The sequence below is a fragment of the Roseomonas sp. CAU 1739 genome (assembly GCF_039839775.1).
Lineage (GTDB): Bacteria > Pseudomonadota > Alphaproteobacteria > Acetobacterales > Acetobacteraceae > Neoroseomonas.
In genome coordinates this window covers 222,874-247,366 of the sequence record NZ_JBDOQQ010000005.1, presented here as the reverse complement: position 1 = coordinate 247,366, position 24,493 = coordinate 222,874, and the positions used below count along the sequence as shown (strand labels likewise).

Genomic DNA, 24,493 nt, shown 5'->3' with positions numbered 1-24,493 from the left:
CGGGTCACGCCCCGGCGCGGCGCAGCACCTCCGCCGCGGTGGCGCCCTCTGCGCGCATGTCGCGCACCGTCGCCGCGCGGTCGCGCTTGGCAAGCCGTCGGCCGGTCGCATCGGTCAGCAGTGGATGATGCGCGTAGCGCGGTTCCGGCCATCCCATCAGTGATTGCAGCAGGCGATGCAGGTCGGTTGCCGGCTTCAGGTCCACCCCGCGCGTCACCACCGTGACGCCCTGCAGCGCATCGTCATGGGTGACGCAGAGGTGGTAGGAGGCGGCGACATCCTTGCGCGCCAGCACCGCATCGCCGAAGCGGGCGGGGTCGCAGCGCAGGCGGCCCTCGCCGGCTTCCTCGAAACTCAGTGGCGCGGACAGCGTTGCCAGTGCCGCGGCCATGTCGAGGCGCAGCGCATGCGGTTCGCCGCCCGCGATGCGCGACGCGCGTTCATCGGCCGAGAGCCGCCGGCAGGTGCCGGGATAGAGCGGCCCATCCGGGCCATGCGGCGCCGCCGCACTTGCCGCGATCTCCCGCGCGATGTCGGCGCGGGTGCAGAAGCACGGATAGAGCAGCCGGCGCGTGGACAGCGCGTCGAGCGTCTCGCGGTACTCCGGCAGATGCGCCGATTGCACCCGCACCGGGCCATCCCAGTCGAGGCCGAGCCAGGCGAGATCCTCGAGGATCGCATCGGTGAATTCGGGCCGGCAGCGCGTCGGGTCGATATCCTCGATGCGCAGCAGGAAGCGGCCGCCGGCGTCGCGGGCATGACGCCATGCGAAGGCCGCCGAATGGACGTGGCCGAGATGCAGATGCCCGGTCGGGCTCGGTGCGAAGCGGGTGACGATGGCGGTTGCGCCCATGCGTCACAGCCGGTAGCGGGCAGCGGCAGGCATCGGCAAGGGGGATCGCGCATGGACGTGCAGGATGGGCCACGCTTCGGTCCCGCGAATGGGGGCCCGCCCGATGCGCTGGTCGTGCTGGTGCATGGCTTCGGCGCCGATGGCAACGACCTGATCGACCTCGCCGCGGTGTGGGCGGAGGTGCTGCCGGGCGCGCTGTTCGTCGCCCCGCATGCACCCGAACCCTGCGATGGTGTCCCCTATGGCCGGCAATGGTTCGCGCTGTGGGATCGCTCCGCGACGCAGCTCGAAGCCGGGGTGGCGGGGGCGGCCTCGGCGCTCGGCCGCTTTGTGGCGGTGGAGGCGGGGCGGCTGGGTCTGGCCTCCGACCGCGTCGCGCTGATGGGGTTCAGCCAGGGTGCGATGACGGTGCTCGAGACCGGGCTGTGCGGCGCGCTGCCGGAGGCGGCCTGCATCCTTGCCTATTCCGGCGGCATGATCGGGGCCGACAGGCTCGCGGAGCGGCTCGCGGCCAGCCCCGCCGTGCTGCTGGTGCATGGGGAGGCGGATGAGGTCGTCCCCGTCGCTGCCTCCCGCATGGCGGAGGCGGCGCTGCGCCAGGCCGGCGTGCCGGTGCGCGCGCTGTACCGCCCGGGCCTCGGCCACGGGCTCGACGAGGTCGGGCTGGCCGCCGGGGCCGAGGTGTTGCGCGGCCTCCTGGGCGGAAAATGACAGCGCATTGAAACCTGCCGCAGGAGGGTTGCAGCCCCCTGCGGCGCATGTCATGCATGCGTCCGATACGCGGCGGCGCCACATTATCTGGGGCCTTTCCGCCGGTCTGGCCCCAAGGTGTTGATGGCGCTCCGTTGGAAGGAGCGACGCTTGCCTGACGGCGGTCAATTCTCCAGTGGACAGTCCTATCCAGCGCTCGTGCTGAACGCGGATTTTCGCCCGCTTTCCTATTTTCCGCTCTCCATCTGGTCCTGGCAGGATGCGGTGAAGGCGGTGTTCCTCGACCGCGTCTCGGTGCTGAACGAATATGAGGTGGAGGTGCACTCGCCCTCCCTCGCCTTCCGGCTGCCCTCGGTCATCGCGCTCAAGGAATTCATCCCCGCCGCACGGCGGCCAGCCTTCACACGCTTCAACGTGTTCCTGCGCGACCGCTTCGAATGCCAGTATTGCGGCCAAGGTCAGCCGACACAGGACCTGACCTTCGACCATGTGATTCCACGATCACGCGGCGGGCGCACGAGTTGGGAGAACGTCGTCACCGCCTGCGGCCCATGCAACCTGCGCAAGGGCAGCCATCTGCCGCGTGAGATCCGGATGATCCCGCGCCAGGAACCGCGGCAGCCGACATCGTGGGAGTTGCAGGACAATGGGCGCGGCTTCCCGCCGAACTACCTGCATCAGTCGTGGCGAGATTATCTGTATTGGGACAGCGAGTTGGAGGGTTAGGCCGGGAATTCGAGGCGCGTCGTCCCTCCGAACCAACCCAACACGAACAAGGGCCATTTGGCATTCCGGCGCCAGTGTGGTTGTCGGTTGAATTCCAATTGTCATGAGCGGCGCGCAGGCGCGGATCGCCCGGCACATTGGCGCACGCCTTCGCGGACAGAAGGTCTGCTCATTGGGCTCTTGGCGACCATCGCGTGCCGCTCCGGATTTCGGCCCGGATCTTCCCGCGGCAAGCATCCGATGGCAGCGTTGGAGCGGATCGAGGTCAGGTGGGCTCACCTGTTCGGGTGAGGATCCCCGCTGAAATAAAAGGCGGGAGCGGGTTCCGTGAGCCTGTACGAATGGCGCGCGCTCTGGTGGCGGAACCTTGAGGACGCTCTCACCGCGCCGCTGCCGGCAGTCGCGACGAATGGTGGTCCGCGATTCGCCAGCGGCCGTCAGTGCCCCGAACGAAGGTCATGCTGAACCGGGACGGGTCAGAGGACCCGCTGCCGTCGTTCAGCCGCCGGTGGAAGGTGTAGACCCCGGAAGCGACAGCGACGCCTGGCGCAATCTCCCGCAGCGTGTAGTCGCCGAGTGTCACGGTGTTGCTCGCCACGCCAGGTCGGGTGCGGCCGAAATAGTCGCTGATGGCCGCCGTGCCGATGGTGCGCTCGCGGCTGACGCTGCCCCACAGCGTCGCATCCGGCGTGTACATCGCCGCCGCCGAGGCGCCCTGGTTGGTATCATAGGCCTCAACCCAGGCCGCGGGCACCGAGGTGGCGTCGCTCGGCGGACCCGCGGCGTGGCTGTGCACAGGGATCGAAGCCCCGACCAGGGCAAGGGCGGCCAGCGTGGGCCTGAACATGGCGGGGCTCCTTCGTCCGGATGCGGGAGTGGCGCCAAGGATTTCGGGCAGCGCAGGCCGCGCAGTCAATGCCAATATGGATCGATCCGATGGGTGCCGTGTCCCTGGTCACCGCGCATCGCGTCTCCGCCTGGGGGTCGACACCACCGTCGCCTTGCGGCGCCCAGCAGACGCCCTACCCGGCCCGTGCAGGCGCCGCCTGGTACGCACCTACCCCCTCACCCAACTTCGCATTGTTCGCCTCGCGGATGCGCGCCGCCGCGTCGTCGTACAGGAACGGCAGGAAGGCGTATCGCCGCCCGGCAGTCACCGGCAGCGCCTGGTGCAGCAGGGAGCAGGAGAACACCACCGCGCCCCCCGTCGGCGCACGCCATGACCGCTGGCCGTATTCGGGGAAGCGCAGCTCGCCGCCCTCGAAATCCTCGGCGTTCAGGTTGATGGTCACGGCGAAGCGGCGATGCGCCGTGCCGGCCGTGGTATTGTCGCGATGCGCGCCGAAATGGCCCAACTCGGCCGAATCGTAACAGGCGACGATGTAGCGCTCCATCCGGGTGGCGCGGAAATGGTGGGCCTTCACCAGCTCCGGCACGATACGCCGCAGGATGCTCTCGCGCGCCGCGGCGCGCAGTCGCTCATCGGCGATGGCGCAGTCCTGGCGGCGCTTCAGCGCCGGGTCGAAGACGCCGACGGTCTTGCCGTCGACCTCGCGCATGAAGCCCGAGGGCGCGCCGCCCTGTTCGTCGTAATGGGCGATCAGCGCGCGGCAGAGCGTGGGATCGAACACCCGTGGCAGCACCAGGACCGGGGGCGGGATGTCGGTGCCGCCATGTTGCCCAGCGGGAGGCATGGCGGCCAGGCGGTCGAGGATCGCCTCGGCCTGGCCGATCGGCCGCGCCTCGATGACGCGGAGCATGGGGTCGAGCAACAGCCAGGACGGGGTGAAGACCTCATCCCCATCCGCTGCCGCCTGGACCTTTCGGACCACGCCATAATCCCGGCAGACCTTGCCATCGAGGTCGAAGAGGAACCGGATGCCCGGCAAGGACGGTTGCAGGCGCTTCTCGTCGCGGTCCAGGGGGTCGACGCTGATGCCGAAGACGCAGGCATTGTCATCGTCGAACAGCGCGCGGCGGGCGGCGATGGCAGCCAGCGCCGCCTGCGCCTCGGGCCGCGCGGCGGAACCGATGAAGGCCAGCAGGACGTAGCGCCCGGCCACCGAATGGAAGGCATAGCTGGGGTTGTCGGTGGATGGCAGGTTGAACCACGGGGCCGGATCGCCGGGCTGAAGCTTCATGTCGGAACAGTAACGCGGCTATGGCGCGGTTTGAACCACCCGGACGCCGCGCGCCGGCGTCAAATCCCCGATTAGGCGCGGGCGCTGCGGCGGGCCAGGATCAGCGCGAGCAGGCCCAGACCCAGCCCGTAGAGCAGGTTCATCGCCGCCATGGACAGCGGCAACCCGGGGATCAGGAAGGTCGCGGCGTCGCAGGGCTTGTTGGGCACCGCCTGCAGGCTGCGCATCATGTCGTCGATGCTGACCGCCGCCCCGGCAGTGGGGGCGGCGCAGCCTGGCAGCGGGGACGGCCACCACCCTTGCTCGACGCCTACATGCAGCGCGGCGATCCCGGCCGAGACCAGCGCGGCGAGGCCGGCGAGACCGATCAGCACCGCCCGCGCCCGCCCCGGCAGCACGACGCCGAGCGCGGCGAGTCCCGCCGCCACCCAGTAGGGCCAACGCTGCCACAGGCACAGCGCGCAGGGGGCAAGGCCCCACCAAGTCTCGCTGCCGAGAGCGAAGAGTGGCGCGGCGGCGGCGAGCACGACAATGACGAGTGCGGCGATCATGCCCCCATATGTCGCGACCCGGATTGGCGATGCAACGGCCGCCTGGACGCATCACAGGCGCGTCGAGAAAGTCTTTGATTTTGTATGCAGATAACATCGATCCTGCGCCCATCGTGGAGGATATCGAAACAATGGCCAGCATCTATCTGGATGTCCCATTCGTGACGCAGCTGGGCTACGGCGACGCGACCGACCCGATGAACGATCGGCTGGGGTGTTGGTATGCCGCCGCCTGTATGGTGGGGTATTATTTCGAACAAGGCCCGCGGCTCGGTTTACCGGACAAGTACGGTGAGCGCGGCCATTCCGTGATGATGAATGAAGAAGTCCCGGAATTGATGGAGAATGAAGGTTTGGTCGCAGAGCCCCTGCCAGCCGACAGGAATTGGACCGGGGACGTGCTTCTCGATCTTCTGCGCAAGTATGGACCGCTGTCCTTCGGGTGGATGAAAACCTCCACGAGGACTGGAAAACGATATGGGCACCGCTCGGTGCTCATCGGCTATGACACCGACACCGACGTGGCAAGCTTTCACGACCCGGAACGCCAGCCCAATCAAACCGTGACGCTCGCTGACTTCAACGCGCGTTTCCGGTGGGTCAATCCCTACGCGATGCTGCGACGCGATGGCACTGGACTGTATACGCGGGCTGGCTGACCCCCCTGGCATGCCCGCCGCGACGGCCTAGTGTGGCAGCGTGCCAAGGGAGACGACCGCATGCGCAAACTGTGGGGCAGGACCAGTTCCAGCAACGTCATGAAGGTCTTGTGGACCCTCGATGAACTGGCGTTGCCGTATGAACGGATCGACGCCGGCGGCGCCTTCGGCCGCACGCGCGAACCCGAGTACCGCGCCATGAACCCGATGGGCCTGGTGCCGACCCTGCAGGAGGATGACGGCTGGTCCGTATGGGAAAGCAACGCCATCGCGCGGTACCTGTGCAACGAATACGCGCCGGACGGGCCGCTGTATCCCGCTTCGCCGCGCGGCCGCGCCGCGGTCGAGACCTGGATGGACTGGTCCCTCGCCCACGTCATCGCCCCCATGGTGGTGATCTTCTTCACCCATATCCGGCTGAAAGAGAACGAGCGCGACTGGGCGGCCGAAAAGAAGGCGCGCGAGGATTGCGGGCGGCTGTGGAAGATCGTCGATGCGAAGGTGGCGGCGCAGCCCTTCCTGTGCGGGGACCACCTGACGCTCGCCGACATCTCGATGGGGTGCTGGGTGCATCGCTGGTTCGCCCTGCCGATCGAACGGCCGAACCTGCCGAACCTGGCGCGGTATTACGAGACGCTGAAGACGCGGCCGGGATTCACGACTCACGTCGCCTTGCCGCTGGAGTAAAAAGCAAGGTCGGGGGAGAGAACTCCCCCGAGCCTCCTCCTTTTTCTGACACTTGGCGCCCCACCCGGAAAGGTCGGCGCCAATTGGTAAAAAGCGGTGGGGCTTGGGGTCCCCTTGGGGTTGCGGAGCAACGCCGAGGGGCACGATTCGGGGGAGGTGTTCCTCCCCCACTCTTTCTTTTCAGGAGGAAACCAATGACGCAAACAACCACCAGCCACGCCGAGGGCGCCCACTTTGAAAGGGGCCTGCGCGCCTTCTTCGAGTACCGCGACCTCGGCATCGCCAAGGCCACCAATGGTGCCTTCGGCGCGAACGTCATCCGCGGCATCCCCGGCGCGCACGCCACCGGCCAGTGGCACACCCATGACCTGCCGTTCCAGATGTTCTTCGTGCTGAAGGGCTGGGTGCGCTTCGAATACGAGGATATCGGAGAGAAGACCTTCAAGGCCGGCGATTGCTGCTACCAGCCGCGGCTGGTGAAGCACCGGGAGATCGAGCATTCCGAGGATGTCGAGATCCTGGAGATCACCGGCCCGGCAGAATTCGAGACCAAGGAAGTCACGCCACCGGCCAAGGCCGCGGCGGCGGAATAAACGGCTGGGGTCTGGACGCACCCCGCCGCCCCCGGCTAGGCATAGGGCCGCCCAGGCCCCTGTGGCGGAATGGTAGACGCAGGCGACTCAAAATCGCCCACCCGCAAGGGTATGGGAGTTCGACTCTCCCCGGGGGCATTCCCGCACCGATCCGGTTCGGGCGCATCAAGCGATGCAAGGCCCGCCGCCCCGCCCGCCAACGACGGCGCGAGGCTGACACACCTCGATGCGGAACCGATCGGCATAGAACGCCAGATACCCCTCGATCGCCTTCACCGCATCATGCGGCGCCTCGTAGCTCCAGACCGCATTCGCCGCCTTGCCGCCGAGCAGCGGCACACTGAAGTAGGATGCCTCGCCCTTGTAGGGGCAGTAGCTGCGCCGGACGCCGGCTTCGAGCCGCGCCATGTCCACATCGTGCCGCGGCACGTACTGCACCGGCGGATACCCGGCCTCGCACAGTGTCAGCGCCGCGGCGCTGTCGGCGATCACGACCTCGCCGGCGCGCACCACCACCCGCCCGGCAGCGGGCGCGATGGTGATCGGGTGGTTGGCATCGGGACGCCTGATCGACCTGTCGGTCATTCGCCAGTCCTCCTGTCAAGCCACCGCGCCGTTGCCGTCGCCAGCGCCACCGCCACCACCACCGGCAGCGAGATGTCATCATCGGCGCGGGTCAGTTCGAAGCCCAGCACGATGGCGGTGACCGGCATGCGCATCGACACCGCCAGGAAGGCGACGGCGCCGACCAGCGCATAGGCCCCCTGCCCCGTCGCGGACGGCCAGGCCATGGTCCACAGCGCGCCCAGCACCACGCCGAGCAGCGCCCCGATGGTCATGCCAGGCGTCAGCAGCCCGCCATCGGCCCCGGCACGCAGGCAGGCCGTGGTGGCAAGCACCTTCAGCACCAGCAGCAGCGCCGCGACGCCAAGCCCCAGATCGCCGTCCAGCCCGAGTTGGATCGGTCCCTTGCCGTTGCCGGGCAGCGCCGGGACGGCCATGGCGACCAGCCCGATCACCGCGAACGCCGCCAGGCAGGCCGGGATCATGCGGGCATCCCGCAGCGCCGCGGCCCGCGCCTGCCGTGCGGCCCGCGCATACCACCAGCCGACAGCGCCGATCGCCGGCCCACAGGCCAACGCCCAGGCCACCAGGGGGGCGCCAACCGACAGGGACGGCAGCCGGTACTGATGCACATCGCCCAGCCCGATCCAGGCCACCGCCGCCGCCACGGCCGAGGCCGCGAGCGCGGCCACCGCGACCGATGGAGCGAAGCTGGCGAGCAGCACCTCCATGGTGAACAACGCGCCGCCAAGCGGCACATTGTAGACCGCCGCCAGCCCCGCGCCGGCGCCACAGGCGACCACGATGCGCGTCTGCTCCGGCGTCACCCGCAACGCAGCGGCGATCCGCCCGCTCGCCATGGCCGCGACCTGGCGCGGCGCACCCTCCCGCCCCAGGGGCGAACCCATCGCGACCGTCACGATCTGCAGCAACGCATGGCCCATCGTGGCCCCGGCCGGCATCCGAGTGCCGGGTTCCGCCAAGGCGGCATTGACCGGCACCAGAGGCGGCCCGTAGCGGCGCAGCAGCCACCATCCGATGCCGGCCACCCCGCCGCAGGCGGTCAGCACCAGGACGCGGCGCAGCGGTGTCGCCGCCCGGACGCCGTCCAGGAAACTCTCGCCGGCCAGCAGGTCGTGCAGGCTGTAGCCATAGGCCAGGTGCTGGATCGCATGCAGCAGCAGCGCCAGCGACACCCCGGCCAGCCCACCGGCCAGGCCGGCCAGCAGGACCGCCACGGCATGGACCATGCGCCAGCGCGCCGGGCCGCCGATGGTCGCCTGACCTGTACCGGGCTCGGCCGGCAGTCGCTCGCCCGGCTCCCGAAACTTGCCTTCCGCCCCCATTCGCGCCAAAGACGCCCCCTTATCCCTTCCCCACCCCGGATTCCCCACGGAGGGCCACCCATGGCCTCGTCCTTCGACCGCATCGCCGACATCATCGCCGAGAACAGCGAAGTCGAGCGGGACAAGATCCTGCCCGACAGCCATGTGATCAATGATCTCGGCATCGACAGCCTCGACTTCCTCGATATCGTCTTCGCCATCGACAAGGCCTTCGGCATCAAGGTCCCGGTCGAGGCCTGGACGCAGGAAGTCAATGCCGGCACCGCGCCGGCGGAACAGTATTTCGTCATGAAGAACCTCGCCGCGCGCATCGACGAGCTGGTCGCCGCCAAGGGCGGCTGAGCCGCCGCGCGGCCGGGGGGACCCTGCCTTGAAGCTTGAATACTTCCAGATGATCGACCGCGTCGCCTCGCTCGAAGGCGAGGCGATCGTGGTCGAGAGCACCATCCCCGACACGTCCCCAGTCTTCGAGGGGCATTTCCCGGGCTACCCGCTGATGCCCGGGGTGCTGCTGGTGGAGACCATGGCGCAGGCGTCCGGCTGGCTGCTGCTAAGCCTGATGAAGTTCGAGCGCATGCCCTTCCTGATGGCGGTGAAGGAGGCGAAGTTCCGCACCTTCATCGGCCCCGGGACGAAGGTCACGGTCCACGCTCAACGCCTGCATGACGGGTCCGGCTACGCCGTGACCAAGGCGCGCATCGAGGCCGCCGGCAAGCGCATCTGCGACGCGGAGCTGACCTTGCGCATCATGGACTTCCCCGCCCCCGAACTCGCCGCCGCCATGCGTGGCCGCGGTCAGGAGCTTGGCCTCGCATGACCCGCCAGGACGTGGTGATCACCGGCATCGGCCTGGTTTCCTCGCTCGGCGAGGGGCCGGATGCCCATTGGGACGCGCTGTCGCAGGCCGGTGCCACGCCGGTGGTGGATGAGGCCGCCTTCGCGCCCTATCCGGTGCATCCGCTGCCCCCGCTCAGCCTCGATGCGCAGATCCCGAAGAAGGGCGACCAGCGGCAGATGGAGCCCTGGCAGCGCCTGGGCACCTATGCCGCCGGCCTTGCCATCGACCAGGCCGGCGCGCGCGGGCTGGTGTCGGACATGCATCTGATCGTCGCCGCCGGCGGCGGGGAACGCGACATCGCGGTGGACGAGGCGATGGCCACCGCCTTCAGCGCCCTGCCTGCGGACGAGGCCAGCCGCGCCCTGAACGAGAAGCTCGCCACCGAGCTGCGCCCGACGCTGTTCCTTGCGCAGCTGTCGAACCTGCTGGCCGGCAATATCTCGATCGTGCATGGCGTCACCGGGTCGTCCCGCACCTTCATGGGCGAGGAATCGGCCGCCGCCGACGCGGTGCGCATCGCCGCCGCGCGGCTGTCCGAAGGGCGCGGCGGGATCGCCCTTGTGGGCGGCGCCTATGCGTCGCAGCGCTGGGATCTGGTCCTGTTGTATGGCGCTGGCAATGCGCTGTGGCGCGGGCCCTTCGCGCCGGTCTCGGCGCGTGAAGGCATTGGCGGCTTCGTCTCCGGCGCGCTGGGCGCCTTCCTGGTGCTGGAGACCGCCGAACACGCCGCCGCGCGCGGTGCGACGCCGCTGGCCAAGCTGGCCGGCGTTGCGACCGATGCGGCGCATCAACGCGTGGGCGCGTCGGCCGGTGTCGCGCAGGCGCTGTGGCGGAAGCTTGGCGCCCCGGCTGATGGGCTTGGCGTGCTGTCCGGCATGACCGGCGTGGCCGAGGCGCGCGTCGAGGAAGACGCCTTCCTCGCAGGCCTCGGTGCCGCCGCAGTGCGCCGCACCGGCTCGCTGCTCGGCCATGGGGTCGAGGCCACCTTCCCGGCCAATGTCGCGCTCGGTGCCCTGGCGCTGTCGCGCGGCGGCTTCTTCCCCGCCATGGATCCGGCCGATGCCGGGGACGGTGCGGTCGAGCGCATCCTCGTCACCGGCTTCGGCCAGTGGCGCGGCGAGGCGCTCGCCCTTCTGGAGCGCGCGGCATGAAGGACCATCTCGGACGTCCGCTCGTCGCCGTCACCGGCATTGGCCTCGTCACGCCGCTGGCCTGGGGGCGGGAGGCGAATTGGGCGGCGATCGTCGCCGGCAAGTCCGGCATTTCCCGCATCCGCCGCTTCCCGGTGGACAAGTTGCGCACCACCATCGCCGGCACCGTCGAATTGCCGGAGGAAGCCGCCGGCGCGCCGCCCGTCTCCGCCGCCATCCGGGTCGAACGCATGGCCGAAGCCGCGGTCGAGGAAGCGCTGGCCCAGGCCGCGCTTGGCGAGCCCGGTGCCTTTCCCGGCCCGCTGATGGTCGGCATGCCGCCGGTCGAGCTGGAATGGCCGCAGCGCTTCGAGCTCGCCCGCCAGGCGAACGGCAATGGCGCCTATCCCGCGATCACCAAGGTCGCGATCGGGCGGTCCGACATCTACGAGACCTTCCTGTTCGGCGGCGTCGGCGAGCGCCTAGCCGCGAAGTTCGGCACCCAAGGCGCGCCCATCGCGCTGACCACGGCCTGCGCCACCGGCGCCTCCGCCATCCAGATGGCGGTCGAGGCGATCCAGCGCGGTGAATCCGACGCGGCGATCGCCCTCGGTGCCGATGGGTCGGTGCAGCCGGAAGCGGTGATCCGCTTCTCGTTGCTCTCCGCCCTGACCGCACGCAACGACGACCCGGAAGGTGCCTCTCGCCCCTTCGAGAAGACGCGCGACGGCTTCGTGATGAGCGAGGGCGCCGCCGCACTGGTGCTGGAAAGCCTGGAGCATGCGACTGCGCGCGGCGCTACCGTGCTGGGTATCGTCACCGGCTGCGGGGAGCGGGCGGACAGCTTCCACCGCACCCGGTCGAACCCGGATGGGCATGCCATCATCGGCGCCATGCGCAATGCTATCGCCGATGCCGGGCTTTCCCCGGCTGACATCGGCTACGTCAACGGCCACGGCACCAGCACGCCCGAGAACGACAAGATGGAGACGCTGGGGATGCGCGCCGTCTTCGGCGATGCGCCGCCGCCGATCTCGTCCAACAAGTCGATGCTCGGGCACACACTGTCGGCCGCCGGCGCGATCGAGGCGGCATTCTCCCTGCTGACCATCCGCGACCAGATCCTGCCGCCGACCATCAACCACCATGAACCCGACCCGACGATCACGCTGGACGTGGTGCCGAACGTGGCGCGCAAGGTGTCCGGGGTGCGGCACGTGCTGTCGAACTCGTTCGGGTTCGGCGGGCAGAATGTCTGCGTGGTGGTGTGCGCGGCGCCGTGATTCCCGGAGTGGGGCTTTGCCCCTCTCCGGACCTCTCCCCACCAAAGGCTTAAGGCCTTTGGAAACCGATACTTGGCGCGGGGCGCCGCAGTTGCTTTACACGGCCGGCGCCATTTCAAGGTGTCCAGAGGCCCTTAGGCCTTTGGCGGGGTGGCTTGGAGGGGCAGAGCCCCTCCAATACGAAACGACGGGATCCCATGCGCGCACTTCGTCTCCATGCCGACCGCGACCTCCGCCTTGAGGAGGTCCCTCCCCCGCCCCCACCCGGCCCAGGCGAGGTGACGCTCCGCATTCACGCCGTCGCGCTGAACCACATCGATGTCTGGGGCTTCCGCGGCATGGCCTTCGCGAAGCGCGAGATGCCGCTAATCGTCGGTGCAGAAGCGGTGGGCGAGGTCGTCGCCATTGGCGAAGGCGTGACGAATTGGAAGGTCGGCGACCGTGCCGCGCCCTATGGCGCGCTGACCTGCGGCAAGTGCCGCCGCTGCCTCGCCGGGCAGGACAACCTCTGCGAGGACGTTCGCGGCGTGAAGGGCTTCCATGTCGGCGGCTTCGCCTGCGAATTGGTGAACCAGGAGGCGCGGCTGCTGGTGCGCGTGCCGGACGGCATTTCATGGGAGGATGCCTCCTGCGGGGCCATCACTTTCTCCACCGTCGAGCACATGCTGTTCGACAATGCGAAGCTGGAAGCGGGCGAGACGATCCTGGTGCATGCCGCGGGGTCGGGCATCGGCACGGTAGCGGTGCGCATCGCCAAGGATCTCGGCTGCACGGTGATCGCGACCGCCGGCGATGACGAGAAATGCGCGAAGGCCAAGGCGCTCGGCGCCGACATCGTGGTGAACTACACGACGCAGAACTTCCCGACGGTGGCGCGCCGCGCGACGAACAAGGTCGGCGTCGATGTCGTGTTCGAACATGTGGGCGCGTCCACCTGGGCGGGCAGCCTGTTGTCGCTGCGCATGGGCGGGCGGCTGGTGACCTGCGGGTCCACCTCGGGCGTGTCGGCCGAGACCAACCTGATGATGATCTTCCAGCGGCAGCTGCGCATCTTCGGGTCCTTCGGCGCGTCGATGCGCAACATCGCCGATGGCTACGCCAAGATGGCGCGCGGCATCCTGCCGGTGCTGGATACGGTGCTGCCGGTGGAACGCTTCACGGAAGGGCTCGACCGGCTGGAAAGCCGCCGCGTCTTCGGGAAAATCGTTGTTACGCTTTAAGTATCGCCTCTGGCTTTTCGCCGACAGGCTGTTCGGGCTTCTGGTCCGGGCGGTCTTCGCGCTGCTGCGCCTGCTGGGACCGGATTCCGGGCCGCGCATCGGCGCCTGGATCACGCGCAACCTCGGCCCACTGACCAGCGCGAACCGCATCGGCCGGGACAATATCGCCGGCGCCTTCCCGGAGAAGTCCGAGGCGGAACGCGCGGCCATCCTGACCGAGGCGTGGGACAATCTCGGCCGCGTCGCCTGCGAATACGTCCATATGGACCGCATCTGGGACTTCGACCCGGCCAACCCCGAGGCCGGCCGCATCACCGCCAGCCCGGAGACGGTAGCGCTGTACGAAAGGCTGCGCGAGGACGGCAAGCCGGCGATCGTCTTCTCCGCGCACCTGGCCAATTGGGAATTGCCGGCGATCGCCGCGGCGAAGCACGGCATCGAGAGCGCGGTGCTGTATCGCACGCCGAACAGCCCGGCGGTGGCGAAGGAAATCCTGCGCCTGCGCCAGGACAGCATGGGCACGCTGGTGGCGGCGGGGATGTCGGCGCCGTTCAAGTTGGCCCGCGCGCTGGAACGCGGCAAGCATATCGGCATGCTGGTGGACCAGCGCTTCGGGCGCGGGCCGCGCATCGACTTCCTGGGACGGCCGGCCTTCGCCAATCCGTTGCTGGCGCAGCTGGCGCGCCGCTTCGACTGCCCGGTGCATGGCGCGCGCGCCATCCGCCTGCCCGGCGGCCGTTTCCGTCTGGACCTGACGGAGGAGATCGCCCTGCCCCGCGACGCGGAGGGGCTGATCGACATCGAGGCCGCCACCCAGGCGATGAACAGCGTCATCGAGGGCTGGGTCCGAGAATATCCCGGCCAATGGCTGTGGATGCATCGCCGCTGGCGGTGACGCCGCTGCGCGTTGCGTCCGCGGGCGCGATGGTTCCACCCTTCGCCTCGCTGATTCATTGCGAGGCCAACCATGCGCCGCATTGCCTTCGTCTTCCTGCTGCTGCCGGGCGTTGCCGGCGCGGCGGACATCGCCTGCCCTGACGCGATCACCACGCCGCTCGCGGCCATGCCCGGCTGGATGGTGGACGCGCATCCCTCGCCGACCGGCTTTCCCTATCGAGGACCGGACGTGCCCGGCCGCAAGGCGTTCGAGGGCGTGACCATCGTCGATGGCGGGCCGGGCGACCTGCGTGCCGAAGCGCCTGGTTCCCTGGTGCCGGATGAAAGTGCGGCGCAGGGCGGGATGCTGCGGCAGCGCTGGGACATTTCCCAGGGAAGCCCGCGCGGCTTCCTCATGGTCTGCCGGTACCAAGGCACGGCCACGGTGCTCGGGCGCGTCCTGCCGGCATCGGCGCGGGAATGCGTGCAGATGCTGCCGCAGCGCGACACGCGGCGTGCGCTCTCCGCGCTCTGCCGCTGAGGCCGAAGCCCCATCGGGAAGGAGAGACAGTCATGTCCCATGTCATGGTCACCGCCGGCGCGCTCCATGTCGCGGTCGAGTTGTCGGGGCCCGAGTCCGGCCAGCCTGTCGTGCTGCTGCACGGCTTTCCCGACGATGTGCGGACCTGGGATGGCGTCGCGCCGCCGCTTGCCGCCGCGGGCTGCCGCGTCGTGGTGCCGTATCTGCGCGGCTATGGCCCGACACGCTATCGCGACCCGGCAACGCCGCGATCGGGGCAGCAGGCCGCGCTCGGGGCGGATCTGCTGGCACTGATGGATGCGCTCGGCATCGGGCGGGCGCTGCTCGCGGGCTATGACTGGGGCGGGCGGGCGGCGTGCATCGTCGCCGCATTGTGGCCTGACCGGGTGGCCGGCCTGGTTTCGGCGACGGGGTACAACATCCAGGATATCGCGCGCTCGGCCGAACCGGCCGCGCCTGAACGGGAGCTGCGCTACTGGTACCAATGGTACCTGAATACCGAACGCGGCGCGGCGGGCCTGGCGGCGAACCGCTCGGCCTTCTGCCGGCTTCTGTGGCGGCTGTGGTCACCGACCTATCCGCTGGGCGATGCGGAATACGCGGCCACCGCGGCAAGCTTCGACAATCCCGACTTCGTGGCGACGGTCGTGCAGTCCTATCGCCACCGCCATCGCGCTGCCGCGGGGGACCCGGCGCTGGACGGCATCGAGGCCAGTCTGGCGATGCGACCGCCCATCACGGTGCCGACCGTGGTGCTGCATGGCGCCGAGGATGGGGTGGATGCCCCGGTCAACAGCGAGGGTGCGGGGCGGCATTTCACGGGGCCGTACCGGCGGGCGGTGATACCTGGCGTGGGGCACTTCATGCCGCGCGAGGACTCACAACCCTGGATTGCAGCGCTGCGCAGCGCGGCGATGGCATGAATGGCACAAATTGTCTCATAATTAGATGTTTCAGACCATTTTTGTGTTTACGGATTTTTCTTGAACACACAAAGGGGTGAAAAACCGCTTGAGGATACGCGCATAGGTGGTAATCTACGCCTGTAGCGTGAGAGGGCACCCAAATGCGCGTCTTGTTAGTTGAGGACGATCTCACAACTGCTCGCGGGATCACGATGATGCTCCGCCAGGCAGCCATGATCGTCGACAGTGCGGATACCGGAGAGGAGGCGGTCGAGTTGGCGCGCCTCTATGATTATGACATCGTTGTTCTTGATTTGATCCTGCCCGACATCGACGGGTCGGAAGTCGTGCGCCGCCTGCGCGCGGCGCGGATCGAGACGCCGGTGCTGATCCTCTCGGGCATCAGCCGGCCGCAGACCAAGGTGAAGGTCTTCGGCATGGGCGCCGACGACTTCATCACCAAGCCGTTCGACCAGCAGGAGCTGGTGGCGCGCATCCAGGCCATCGTCCGCCGCGCCAAGGGCTTCAGCCAGCCGACCCTGGCGGTCGGCCCGCTGAACCTGAACCTCGGCTCGCGGGAGGTGACGGTCGAAGGCCGCACCGTCCACCTGACCGGCAAGGAATACGCCATCCTGGAACTGCTCGCGCTCCGCAAAGGCGTGGTGATGACCAAGGAGGCCTTCCTCAACCACCTGTATGGCGGCATCGATGAACCGGAGGTGAAGATCATCGACGTCTTCATCTGCAAGCTGCGCAAGAAGCTCGCCCAGGCCGGCGCGTCCGACCTGATCGGCACGGTCTGGGGTCGCGGCTATGTACTGCGCGACCCGGCAACCTCGCGTGCAGCGGGCTGGCAGCCCGCCGTGACAGCCCCGGTCGGCGTGGATATGCGTGCCGCCTGACCCCACAGGGCGACGCGTCGCCGCCCTGCCGGGCTACCTGCCAAAAGGTCCACCGCGCGGTGGCCATGCCTATCGCGCGGTTGCCATATGCGCGTCGCTGCGCCTCCGCGGGCATCCTCGGGATCACTTTCAGCCCACCCGGGCCGCCTGACGGGCGGGTTCGTATACACCGCGTTCGCCCGCCGCCGGCACCAGTCGGTCGGTCAGGCCGAGCACGGTTTCCGCCCCGCCCAGATAGACAACGCCATCGGCCGCGACCTGGCCGGCCAGCGCCGCCAGCACGCGCGACTTGGTCGGCGCGTCGAAATAGATCAGCACGTTGCGGCAGAACACCACGTCGAAGCGGCCAAGCCCGCGCAGGTCGTCAAGCAGGTTGAAGGACTGCCAGCGCACCATGGCGCGCAATTCGGGCGTGATGCGCCAGCGCGTGCCTTCCTGCTTGAAGTGCTTCACCAGCATCTGCACCGGCAGGCCGCGCTGGACCTCGAACTGGGTGAAGATGCCCTCCCGCGCGCGTTCCAGCATTTCCTTCGACAGGTCGGTGCCGAGGATCTCGACACGGCGCCCGCTGAGGGCCGCCCCGAGTTCCGCCGCGGTGATGGCGATGGAATAGGCTTCCTGACCCGAGGAACAGGCCGCCGACCAGATGCGGATCGCCTGCCCCGGCGGGCGGGCGGCGGCCAGGCGCGGCAGCAGCTTCTTCAGATGCTCGAACGGCTTGCCGTCCCGGAAGAAGGAGGATTCGTTGGTGGTCAGCGCCTCGACCATTTCGGCGGTCAGGGCTTCAGCCTTCGCGCCGCGCAGCCGCAGCGCCAGCGCATCCAGGCCGGCGATCGCTTCCCGCCGCAGCATCGGGCCCAGGCGCGTTTCCAGCATGTAGCCCTTGTCGGCGGTCAGCACGATGCCGGACCGCACCTTCACCAGGCCCGCGAGAAAGTTGAAGCTATCGGGCGTCATGCGACGATCCTCTCGGCGGCGATGGCGGCAATGCGTTCCGCCAACGCCTCGGGCGGTGCGGTCCAGGCGGCGAGGCCCGCTCGGGAAACGGCGCCGGGCATGCCCCAGACCACCGAACTCGCCTCATCCTGCACCAGCACCTGGCCGCCGGCGGCGACAACCGAGCGACAACCCTCCAGCCCGTCATGGCCCATCCCGGTCAGGATCACCGCCAGCACGCGCCCCTTGGTCGCCTGCACCGCGCTGCGCAGCATCGGGTCCACCGCCGGGCGGCAGAAATTCTCCGGCGGGTCGCTGGTGATGCGCGCGCGCAGCCCGGCCGGCCCCGCCTCGACCAGCAGATGGCGGTCGCCGGGGGCGACGAAGACCCGGCCGGGCAGCAGCGCCTCGCCGTCCTTCGCCTCGGCGCAGCGCAGCGCACCGAGGCGGTCGAGGTGCTCGGCCAGCATGGCGGTGAAGCCCGCCGGCATGTGCTGGACCACCACTACCGGCAGCGGCAGTCGCGGCAACTGCTTCAACAGCTCTGCCAGGGCCTGCGGACCGCCGGTCGAACAACCGATGGCCAGGATGGCCGGGCGTGTCGCCGGACCGGCTCGCGGCACCGGCCGGGGCGGCGGCGCCACCGCGGGCCGAGCCGGGCGCTGGCCTTCCCGCCGCTTCATCCGCGCCCAGCCGCGGACCTTGGTGACCAGTTCGGTGCGGAAGGCCGGATCGGCCGCGCCGCCCGCCGAACCCTGCGGCTTCGGGATGTAGTCCGCCGCGCCCGCGGCAAGGGCCGCGATCGCCGCTTTGGCGCCGCGCTGCGTCAGGGCGGAGGCGACGATCACCGCCGTGCGTGGCGCTGCCTTCAGGATCAGCGGCAGCGCCGTCATCCCGTCCATCACCGGCATTTCCAGGTCGAGCAGCACGACATCGGGCCGCGCCTCGGCCAGCGCAGCCAGCGCGGCCTGGCCATCGGCGGCGCGATGGACCACGTGAATCCCGGGCTCGGATTCCAGCAGCCGGGCCAGGATGGCGCGTGCCGTCGCGCTGTCGTCGCACAGCATCACCCGCACCGCCTCCGCCACAGGGGGCGCAGGGGTCATGCCACGGCCTCCAGGAGGCCGGCCTGGGTGAATTTGTCGCGGATGATGTCCGCGTCGAAGGGCTTCATGACGTATTCCTGGGCGCCGGCCGCCAGCGCCTCCAGGATGCGGGCAAGTTCGGCCTCGGTCGTGCACAGCACGATGCGCGGATGGTCGGGCCCGAATTCTGCGCGCGCGGCGCGCAGGAAGGTGATGCCGTCCATGACCGGCATGTTCCAGTCGAGCAGCACGCCATCGGGCAGCCGCGCGCGACAGGCCTCGAGCGCCTCCTGCCCATCCTTGGCCTCGCGCACCGAGAAGCCGAGACCCTCGATGATCCGGCGCGCCGCCTTGCGCACCACGAGGCTGTCATCCACCACCAGGCAGGTCCGCTGCGTCATCCCCATCCCCTCAGAGCGGTTTGCGTTCGGCTGCGCTCAGACACGCCACTGTCGCCTTGCTGATTGAGCGAGCATCGTCACCCGCCCGGGTGCTTCCACGCGGGCGGGGTCTGCCCTAGCCGATCGCCAGCACGCGCCCGACATCGAGCGCGATGACGAGATGCCCTTCGCGGCGATGCACCCCGCGCGACACGTCCCGCCACTGCGGGTCGAGCGTCGGTGGATTGGCGGTGAGGCCACCATCGGGCAACGGCACCACCTCCCCCACCTGGTCGACCAGCAGGGCGTAGAGCTCGCCCGATTGCTCGACGACGACGCTCATCGCCGGTGGCGCATCGGCCTCGCGCGGCGGCAGGCCCAGCCTCAGCCGCAGGTCGAGCGCGGTGACGATGCGCCCGCGCAGGTTCAGGCTGCCCGCCACCTCGCTGCGGGCGAGTGGAATGCGCGTGATGGCATGGGCGCCGAGCACGTCGCGCACCATCAGCACCGGCACGGCGCAGGGCTGGCCAGCGACGGTCAGGGTGAGGAACACCTCATCCTCGCGTTTCGCCGCGCTTTGCGCGGGCGGAGGCAAGGTGGTGGCGGTGGCGGCCGCGCTGGCGGTCTGCTGCATGACAGTTATCCCCTCAGACCTCGAGCGACGCGGCCAGGCAGTCGGTCAGCGACTGCAACAGGGCATCGCGGTCGTATTTCGTGACGTAGTCGGTGAAACCCGCCTCCCGCCCGCTTGCCACATCGGCGGGTTCGGCGCGGGACGACAGGGCGATGAGCGGCGCATCGGACCAGGCGCCGCCGGCGCGCAGGGCGCGCGCGAAGGCGATCCCGTCCACATCCGGCATCTCGATGTCGGAGATGATGGCATCGAAGGGCACGCCATCCTCGCGTAGCTTCAGCGCGGCGACGGCACTGTCCACCGCGGTCACCTCATAGCCGGCGGCCGACAGCGCCGGGACGACGAGATGGCGGAAGAAGGCGCTGTCCTCGACCAGCAGCAGGCGCGGGCGGGGCGCGTCGCCCCTCGCGGCGCGGGTCGGGCGGAACCAGTCCTCGCCTGCTTGGGACAGCCAGAAGGCGGTGTCGATCACCTCGGTCACCCGGCCGGCGATCACCGCGCTGCCGATGAAGCCGGGGCGGCCGGTGCCGGGCTGGATCTCCAGCTTCTCCTCCAGCACGTCGAGGATCTCCTCGACGGCCAGGCCCATGGCGCGGTCGTTCTCGGTGAAGACCAGCACGGGCTGGCGGGCCTCGCCCTGCGGCGCGATCCAGCCATGGCCCAGGGGCACGATGGGCATCAGCGCGCCGCGATACTGCACCACGGGCGTCAGGCCCGACATCTCGATGCGCTCGCCGGGAATGTCCTCGAGCCGCGCGACGAGGCCGAGCGGGACCGCCTTCGGCCCGCCCTCCCCCGCGCGGAACAGCAGCAGGGAGGTGTGGGCGTTGGACCGCATGCCGATCGCCGCCGGCGCGTTGCGGTGCTCCTCCTCGGTCGCCGCATCGAGTCCGACACCGGCCGCGCGCGCGATGCCGTTCGGGTCGAGGATCATGATGACCGACCCGTCGCCGAGGATGGTGTTGCCGGAGAACATAGTGATGTGGCGCAGAATGGGTGCGACCGGCTTCACCACGATCTCCTCGGTGTCGAAGACGCGGTCGAGGATGATGCCGAAGGCTTGGCCGCCGACCTGCATCACGGCGACGAAGCCGGCATCTTCGCTGGCCGGGGGCAGGCGCAGCAGCCCGGCGAGCGACACGAGCGGCAGCAGCCGGTCGCGCAGCCGCAGCACGGCGGCATCCTTGATGCGTTCGATGCGCGGCGCGCCGTCCTGCGCGGCACCGACGCGCACCAGTTCCACCACGCCGATCTGCGGCAGGGCGAAGCGTTCGCCGCCCGCCTCGACGATCAGCGCCGAGGCGATGGCGAGCGTCAGCGGGATCTTGATGGTGAAGGTGGTGCCGCGTCCTTCCTTCGAGGCGAGTTCCACCGTGCCACCGATCTTCTCGATGTTCGTCTTGACCACATCCATGCCGACGCCGCGGCCGGACACCGATGTCACTTGCTGGGCGGTGGAGAAGCCGGCGGCGAAGATGAAGCGCAGAACCTCGCGCTCGCTCATCTGCGCGAGCTCGGCCTCGGTGGCGAGGCCGTTGGCCAGCGCCTTGGCGCGGATGCGGTCCACCGGCAGGCCGCGCCCGTCGTCACCGACCTCGATGATGATGTGGCCGCCTTCGTGATAGGCGTTGAGGATGATCCGCCCGGTCTCGGGCTTGCCGGCGGCGCGGCGATCGGCGGGTGTTTCCAGCCCATGGTCGCCCGAATTGCGCACCATGTGGGTGAGCGGGTCGCGGATCAGTTCCAGCACCTGGCGATCGAGTTCGGTCTGCGCGCCGCGCATGTCGAGGTCGATCTTCTTGCCCAGTTCGACCGACAGGTCGCGTACCAGCCGCGGTAGCTTCGCCCAGGCATTGCCGATCGGCTGCATGCGCGTCTTCATCACGCCTTCCTGCAGGTCCGAGGTGATGTGCGACAGGCGTTGCAGCGGCACGGCGAAGGCATCTGATTGATGGGCGCGGGCGAGTTGCAGCAGCTGGTTGCGGGTCAGCACCAACTCGCTGACCAGCGTCATCAGGCCTTCCAGAACCTCGACCGAGACGCGGATGGTCTGCGGCGCGCCGGCGCCGGCCTCGGCGGCCACGCCCGGTTCGGCGGCGGTTTCCCGGGGGGCGTGTAGAGGTTCGACAGCCTCGGCCATGGCGGCGACGGCGGGCGCGAACGCGGCTGCCGGCGGCGTCGGCGAAGGCTCGGCGGCGACCGGCGGCGCCTCGCCCTCGGCCGCAGCGTTCAGCGCGGCGATCAGGGGGGCGTCCTCGCCGATCGGCTCGGTGCCGCTGGCCTCGATGCCGGCGACGATCGCCTTGATGCGGTCCAGCGCCGACAGGATCAGCGTGATGCCGGCCGGCGTGACCGGCAGTGTGCCGTCCCGGTAGCGGCCGAGGATATTCTCTCCGGCATGGGCCACCGCTTCCAGGCGCGACAGGCCGAGGAAACCGCAGGTGCCCTTGATCGTGTGGACCAGGCGGAACACCTCGGACAGGGTCGGCTGATCGTCGGGTGCGCGTTCCAGCCGTACCAGGGCGGAATCGAGAGCCACTAGGCCTTCGTGGGTCTCGGTGAGGAAGTCCGCCAGCAGGTCGTCCATCGCAGCCCTCGTGAGTGAAGGGCCGCATTGTCATCTGCGCCAGCCGAACAATCCGTAAAGCCCGCCGGCCCGATGCGCCCCTGCGGATCGCAGTCGCGCCGCAAGCGTGGAACGAGACCGGACCGATAGCCGGCCTGTGCCCACCATGTGGGCGGCAGCATGGCCCGTTCCTCGGATCGCGGCCCTTCCGCCATCCACGAGCGCAAATGCGCGACCGCGCCCAAACCGAAAGCCGTCCCCGGCACGACAACGCAGGGCGCGAAGGCAAGCCGGCCGGATGGCCGGCGCCCGCCGTTTGAGGGCCTAGGGAAGCGTCAACATCAGCGGCCCGGCCGAATCGCCCGGCGGCATGGCGATGGAAAGCCGCACCCCGGCCGCGGCGGCGAGGGTGCATAGCCAGATCACCGTCACCTCACGGCCCATCGCATCGGCCGGCATCTCCCCCGCCAGGGCCCGCACCAGGCTGCCCGGCCATGCGGCGCGCAGCCCTTCGGGCCAGATCGCCAGCTCGCGCTGCGGGTCGCCTGCCAGGCGCACCCGGCCGCCGCGCGGCAGGGCCTCGCCGCCCAGCAGCATGGCGGCCAGCAGTACCGGCACGACCGCCTCGGGCAGGCTGACGGACAGGTCCAGCACGCCGGTCTCGGCTTCCGCCCGCCCACCGGCGAGTTGCCCGTCGAGCAGCGCGAGGGTGGCACCCAGAGTCGCCTCCCCCTGGCCGCCCAGCAGGGCGCGCCACAGCACCAGGCGCTTGCGCAGCACCTCGGCGGCATCCTGGGCGAGCGTCTGGGCTTCCCCGCCGACCCCGGTGATCATGTCGAGCGCATTGCCGATGGTGCCGACAATGCCGCCAAGGTCATGGCACAGGCGCAGACCGACCAGGCGCGCCAGGTTCAGGTCGGCGGTGGGCGGCAGCGTCATGGTCCTGGCGTCCCTTGCGTCATGGCGGCGAACGGTATCCTCTGCGGTCATTGACGCCACATTAGCGCCGGGACCGTGAGCGCGACCATCGAACCAGGCATGCGAGTCCGCCTCCCGGCACATCCCGAATGGGGAATCGGGCAGGTGCAGTCTGTGGCGGGGCATCGCATCACGGTCAACTTCGAACATGCCGGCAAGGTGCTGATCAACGCCGCCGTGGTTGAACTTGAGATCGAGGAGGATGTCCGGCGTTGAGCAGCCTTTCCGAGACGGCGTGGTCGGTGCTGGCCGACTGGCGCCTGCTGGCGGCCGTGCTGGCGACCGCCGTCGCCGGCGTGATGCGCGGTTATTCCGGCTTCGGCACGGCGGTGATCCTGGCCCCGGTCTATTCCCTGCTGTGGGGCCCGCGCGCCGGGGTGCCGGTGATGCTGCTGATGGAACTGGTGGTCTCCGTGCAACTGCTGCCCTCCGCCATGAAGGAAGCGGACCGGCGCGTGGTGCTGCCGCTGGGCGGCGCGGCCGCGATCGCGACGCCACTGGGCGCGTGGATCCTGTTCACCGTGGATGGGGAGGTGCTGCGCCGCTTCATCGGCGGCTTCGTTCTGGTGTTCGGCCTGCTGCTGATGTCGGGCTGGCGCTATCACGGGTCCCGCCCGCTCGGGCTCAACATCGCGATCGGCACGGTGGCGGGGCTGCTCAAGGGCTCGACCGGGATGAGCGGGCCGCCGGTCATCCTGTACCTGCTGGCCGGGCTGGAGGAAGCGAAGCGCCACCGGGCCAACCTGATCATGTTCTTCGCCACCATCGCCATCGTGTCGGTGATCGTGCCGATCCTGGGCGGGCTGGTGGATCTGACCGCCTTGCTGCGGCTGGCGGTGGTGCTGCCGGTCATGGCGCTGACGGTGCCGCTGGGGGCACGGCTGTTCCATGTGGTGCCGGTCAGCCTGTACCGCCCCTTCGCCATGGGGGTGCTGCTGGTCGCCGGCGGGCTAGCACTGTTCGGGTAACGGATGTCGCTCTCGAAAATGAGAGGCGCGGGCGTAGCCTCCACCGCGGCCGGCCAGGGCCGGCTGAAAGGGAGGAACCCATGCCCCACTACATCAGCCAGTGGTCCTTCACGGCAGCGCAGGTGAAGGCGCTGGTCGACAATCCCCAGGACCGCGAATCCGCCGCACGCCAGTTGGTCGAGGCCTTCGGCGGCCGCCTGCTCTGCTACTTCTTCAAAATCGGCGAGCGCGACGGCCTGCTCATCTCCGAATTCCCCGACAATGAGAGTGCGGTCGGCTGCACCATGCGCGCCGGCGCCTCCGGCGCCTTCGCGGCCTTCGAAAGCCGCGCCCTCCTGACCTCGACGGAAGCGCAGCAGGCGATGCAGAAGGCCAAGACCACATCCGTGGCCTATCGCCCGCCAAGCGGCTGACGCATCG

The 24,493-nt window shown here is 69.4% G+C and carries 29 protein-coding genes and 1 tRNA gene; 18 read left to right on the top strand and 12 right to left on the bottom strand.

What is annotated here, in order from left to right; translation table 11 throughout:
- Positions 1-4: 4 nt before the first annotated feature.
- Positions 5-853 carry a tRNA glutamyl-Q(34) synthetase GluQRS gene (gene gluQRS, locus AAFN86_RS11360; protein WP_347543428.1) on the bottom strand — a complete coding sequence of 283 codons (849 nt, stop codon included), beginning with the start codon at positions 851-853 and terminating at the stop codon, positions 5-7.
- Between the two features lie 51 nt (positions 854-904).
- On the opposite strand from gluQRS, the gene AAFN86_RS11355 reads away from it, so the two are divergent.
- The gene (locus AAFN86_RS11355) at positions 905-1,564 is read left to right on the top strand and encodes a prolyl oligopeptidase family serine peptidase (protein WP_347543427.1); all 660 of its coding nucleotides are present in this window, start codon (positions 905-907) and stop codon (positions 1,562-1,564) included.
- A gap of 150 nt (positions 1,565-1,714) precedes the next feature.
- The gene (locus tag AAFN86_RS11350; protein ID WP_347543426.1) at positions 1,715-2,290 is read left to right on the top strand and encodes an HNH endonuclease; all 576 of its coding nucleotides are present in this window, start codon (positions 1,715-1,717) and stop codon (positions 2,288-2,290) included.
- Positions 2,291-2,669: 379 nt separating this feature from the next.
- Here AAFN86_RS11350 and AAFN86_RS11345 read toward each other — a convergent pair whose 3' ends face one another.
- The 3 genes from AAFN86_RS11345 to AAFN86_RS11335 all read right to left on the bottom strand — a co-directional run bounded on the left by AAFN86_RS11345 (position 2,670) and on the right by AAFN86_RS11335 (position 4,982).
- Positions 2,670-3,137 (bottom strand): SgcJ/EcaC family oxidoreductase, encoded by a 468-nt coding sequence (locus AAFN86_RS11345; protein ID WP_347543425.1) that lies wholly within the window; start codon positions 3,135-3,137, stop codon positions 2,670-2,672.
- A gap of 175 nt (positions 3,138-3,312) precedes the next feature.
- The gene (locus tag AAFN86_RS11340) at positions 3,313-4,431 is read right to left on the bottom strand and encodes a redoxin domain-containing protein (protein WP_347543424.1); all 1,119 of its coding nucleotides are present in this window, start codon (positions 4,429-4,431) and stop codon (positions 3,313-3,315) included.
- Between the two features lie 71 nt (positions 4,432-4,502).
- Complete coding sequence (locus tag AAFN86_RS11335; RefSeq protein ID WP_347543423.1) at positions 4,503-4,982, bottom strand: disulfide bond formation protein B; 480 nt, start codon at positions 4,980-4,982, stop codon at positions 4,503-4,505.
- Positions 4,983-5,113: 131 nt separating this feature from the next.
- On the opposite strand from AAFN86_RS11335, the gene AAFN86_RS11330 reads away from it, so the two are divergent.
- The 4 genes from AAFN86_RS11330 to AAFN86_RS11315 all read left to right on the top strand — a co-directional run bounded on the left by AAFN86_RS11330 (position 5,114) and on the right by AAFN86_RS11315 (position 7,059).
- Positions 5,114-5,641, top strand: coding sequence for a papain-like cysteine protease family protein (locus tag AAFN86_RS11330; RefSeq protein WP_347543422.1), 528 nt, complete (start codon positions 5,114-5,116; stop codon positions 5,639-5,641).
- A gap of 60 nt (positions 5,642-5,701) precedes the next feature.
- Positions 5,702-6,328 carry a glutathione S-transferase family protein gene (locus AAFN86_RS11325; protein ID WP_347543421.1) on the top strand — a complete coding sequence of 209 codons (627 nt, stop codon included), beginning with the start codon at positions 5,702-5,704 and terminating at the stop codon, positions 6,326-6,328.
- A 194-nt stretch (positions 6,329-6,522) separates the two neighbouring features.
- Positions 6,523-6,921, top strand: coding sequence for a cupin domain-containing protein (locus AAFN86_RS11320; RefSeq protein WP_347543420.1), 399 nt, complete (start codon positions 6,523-6,525; stop codon positions 6,919-6,921).
- Between the two features lie 55 nt (positions 6,922-6,976).
- A tRNA-Leu gene (locus AAFN86_RS11315) sits at positions 6,977-7,059 on the top strand.
- Positions 7,060-7,086: 27 nt separating this feature from the next.
- Here the strand turns inward: AAFN86_RS11315 and AAFN86_RS11310 are convergent.
- Both AAFN86_RS11310 and AAFN86_RS11305 read right to left on the bottom strand, forming a co-directional pair.
- Positions 7,087-7,506 carry a DUF427 domain-containing protein gene (locus tag AAFN86_RS11310; RefSeq protein ID WP_347543419.1) on the bottom strand — a complete coding sequence of 140 codons (420 nt, stop codon included), beginning with the start codon at positions 7,504-7,506 and terminating at the stop codon, positions 7,087-7,089.
- Positions 7,503-8,735, bottom strand: coding sequence for a chloride channel protein (locus AAFN86_RS11305; RefSeq protein ID WP_347543418.1), 1,233 nt, complete (start codon positions 8,733-8,735; stop codon positions 7,503-7,505). The genes AAFN86_RS11310 and AAFN86_RS11305 overlap by 4 nt, the downstream gene beginning before the upstream one ends.
- A 156-nt stretch (positions 8,736-8,891) precedes the next feature.
- Between AAFN86_RS11305 and AAFN86_RS11300 the strand changes: the two genes are divergently transcribed.
- The 9 genes from AAFN86_RS11300 (at position 8,892) to ctrA (ending at position 16,526) form a co-directional block, all read left to right on the top strand.
- On the top strand, positions 8,892-9,173 hold the full coding sequence (locus AAFN86_RS11300; protein ID WP_188965576.1) for an acyl carrier protein: 282 nt from the start codon (positions 8,892-8,894) through the stop codon (positions 9,171-9,173).
- Positions 9,174-9,201: 28 nt separating this feature from the next.
- The gene (locus AAFN86_RS11295; protein ID WP_347543417.1) at positions 9,202-9,648 is read left to right on the top strand and encodes a 3-hydroxyacyl-ACP dehydratase FabZ family protein; all 447 of its coding nucleotides are present in this window, start codon (positions 9,202-9,204) and stop codon (positions 9,646-9,648) included.
- A complete protein-coding gene (locus tag AAFN86_RS11290; protein WP_347543416.1) occupies positions 9,645-10,820 on the top strand; it encodes a beta-ketoacyl-ACP synthase in 1,176 nt (391 codons plus the stop codon). The genes AAFN86_RS11295 and AAFN86_RS11290 overlap by 4 nt, the downstream gene beginning before the upstream one ends.
- On the top strand, positions 10,817-12,082 hold the full coding sequence (locus AAFN86_RS11285) for a beta-ketoacyl synthase N-terminal-like domain-containing protein (RefSeq protein WP_347543415.1): 1,266 nt from the start codon (positions 10,817-10,819) through the stop codon (positions 12,080-12,082). Before AAFN86_RS11290 ends, AAFN86_RS11285 begins: the two co-directional genes overlap by 4 nt.
- A gap of 278 nt (positions 12,083-12,360) precedes the next feature.
- The gene (locus tag AAFN86_RS11280; RefSeq protein ID WP_347543414.1) at positions 12,361-13,302 is read left to right on the top strand and encodes a zinc-binding dehydrogenase; all 942 of its coding nucleotides are present in this window, start codon (positions 12,361-12,363) and stop codon (positions 13,300-13,302) included.
- On the top strand, positions 13,289-14,197 hold the full coding sequence (locus AAFN86_RS11275) for a lipid A biosynthesis lauroyl acyltransferase (protein WP_347543413.1): 909 nt from the start codon (positions 13,289-13,291) through the stop codon (positions 14,195-14,197). The genes AAFN86_RS11280 and AAFN86_RS11275 overlap by 14 nt, the downstream gene beginning before the upstream one ends.
- A 72-nt stretch (positions 14,198-14,269) precedes the next feature.
- Positions 14,270-14,719: an STY0301 family protein gene (locus AAFN86_RS11270; RefSeq protein ID WP_347543412.1), complete on the top strand. Its 450-nt coding sequence runs from the start codon at positions 14,270-14,272 to the stop codon at positions 14,717-14,719.
- 32 nt (positions 14,720-14,751) lie between these two features.
- Positions 14,752-15,642: an alpha/beta hydrolase gene (locus AAFN86_RS11265; RefSeq protein WP_347543411.1), complete on the top strand. Its 891-nt coding sequence runs from the start codon at positions 14,752-14,754 to the stop codon at positions 15,640-15,642.
- 143 nt (positions 15,643-15,785) lie between these two features.
- Complete coding sequence (gene ctrA, locus AAFN86_RS11260; protein ID WP_347543410.1) at positions 15,786-16,526, top strand: response regulator transcription factor CtrA; 741 nt, start codon at positions 15,786-15,788, stop codon at positions 16,524-16,526.
- Positions 16,527-16,655: 129 nt separating this feature from the next.
- Here the strand turns inward: ctrA and AAFN86_RS11255 are convergent, their stop codons facing one another.
- The 6 genes from AAFN86_RS11255 to AAFN86_RS11230 form a co-directional block, all read right to left on the bottom strand.
- Positions 16,656-17,483 (bottom strand): protein-glutamate O-methyltransferase CheR, encoded by an 828-nt coding sequence (locus AAFN86_RS11255; RefSeq protein WP_347543409.1) that lies wholly within the window; start codon positions 17,481-17,483, stop codon positions 16,656-16,658.
- Positions 17,480-18,568 carry a chemotaxis-specific protein-glutamate methyltransferase CheB gene (cheB, locus tag AAFN86_RS11250; protein WP_347543408.1) on the bottom strand — a complete coding sequence of 363 codons (1,089 nt, stop codon included), beginning with the start codon at positions 18,566-18,568 and terminating at the stop codon, positions 17,480-17,482. Before cheB ends, AAFN86_RS11255 begins: the two co-directional genes overlap by 4 nt.
- A complete protein-coding gene (locus AAFN86_RS11245; RefSeq protein WP_408906597.1) occupies positions 18,565-18,948 on the bottom strand; it encodes a response regulator in 384 nt (127 codons plus the stop codon). The genes cheB and AAFN86_RS11245 overlap by 4 nt, the downstream gene beginning before the upstream one ends.
- A gap of 115 nt (positions 18,949-19,063) precedes the next feature.
- Positions 19,064-19,561: a chemotaxis protein CheW gene (locus tag AAFN86_RS11240; RefSeq protein ID WP_347543406.1), complete on the bottom strand. Its 498-nt coding sequence runs from the start codon at positions 19,559-19,561 to the stop codon at positions 19,064-19,066.
- A gap of 13 nt (positions 19,562-19,574) precedes the next feature.
- Positions 19,575-22,148 carry a hybrid sensor histidine kinase/response regulator gene (locus tag AAFN86_RS11235; RefSeq protein WP_347543405.1) on the bottom strand — a complete coding sequence of 858 codons (2,574 nt, stop codon included), beginning with the start codon at positions 22,146-22,148 and terminating at the stop codon, positions 19,575-19,577.
- Positions 22,149-22,451: 303 nt separating this feature from the next.
- Complete coding sequence (locus tag AAFN86_RS11230) at positions 22,452-23,066, bottom strand: histidine phosphotransferase family protein (RefSeq protein ID WP_347543404.1); 615 nt, start codon at positions 23,064-23,066, stop codon at positions 22,452-22,454.
- 99 nt (positions 23,067-23,165) lie between these two features.
- On the opposite strand from AAFN86_RS11230, the gene AAFN86_RS11225 reads away from it, so the two are divergent.
- The 3 genes from AAFN86_RS11225 (at position 23,166) to AAFN86_RS11215 (ending at position 24,486) form a co-directional block, all read left to right on the top strand.
- Positions 23,166-23,321, top strand: coding sequence for a DUF3553 domain-containing protein (locus AAFN86_RS11225; RefSeq protein ID WP_347543403.1), 156 nt, complete (start codon positions 23,166-23,168; stop codon positions 23,319-23,321).
- Positions 23,318-24,073 carry a sulfite exporter TauE/SafE family protein gene (locus AAFN86_RS11220; protein WP_347543402.1) on the top strand — a complete coding sequence of 252 codons (756 nt, stop codon included), beginning with the start codon at positions 23,318-23,320 and terminating at the stop codon, positions 24,071-24,073. Before AAFN86_RS11225 ends, AAFN86_RS11220 begins: the two co-directional genes overlap by 4 nt.
- Positions 24,074-24,153: 80 nt before the next feature.
- A complete protein-coding gene (locus tag AAFN86_RS11215) occupies positions 24,154-24,486 on the top strand; it encodes a GYD domain-containing protein (RefSeq protein WP_347543401.1) in 333 nt (110 codons plus the stop codon).
- The last annotated feature ends 7 nt before the right edge of the window (positions 24,487-24,493 follow it).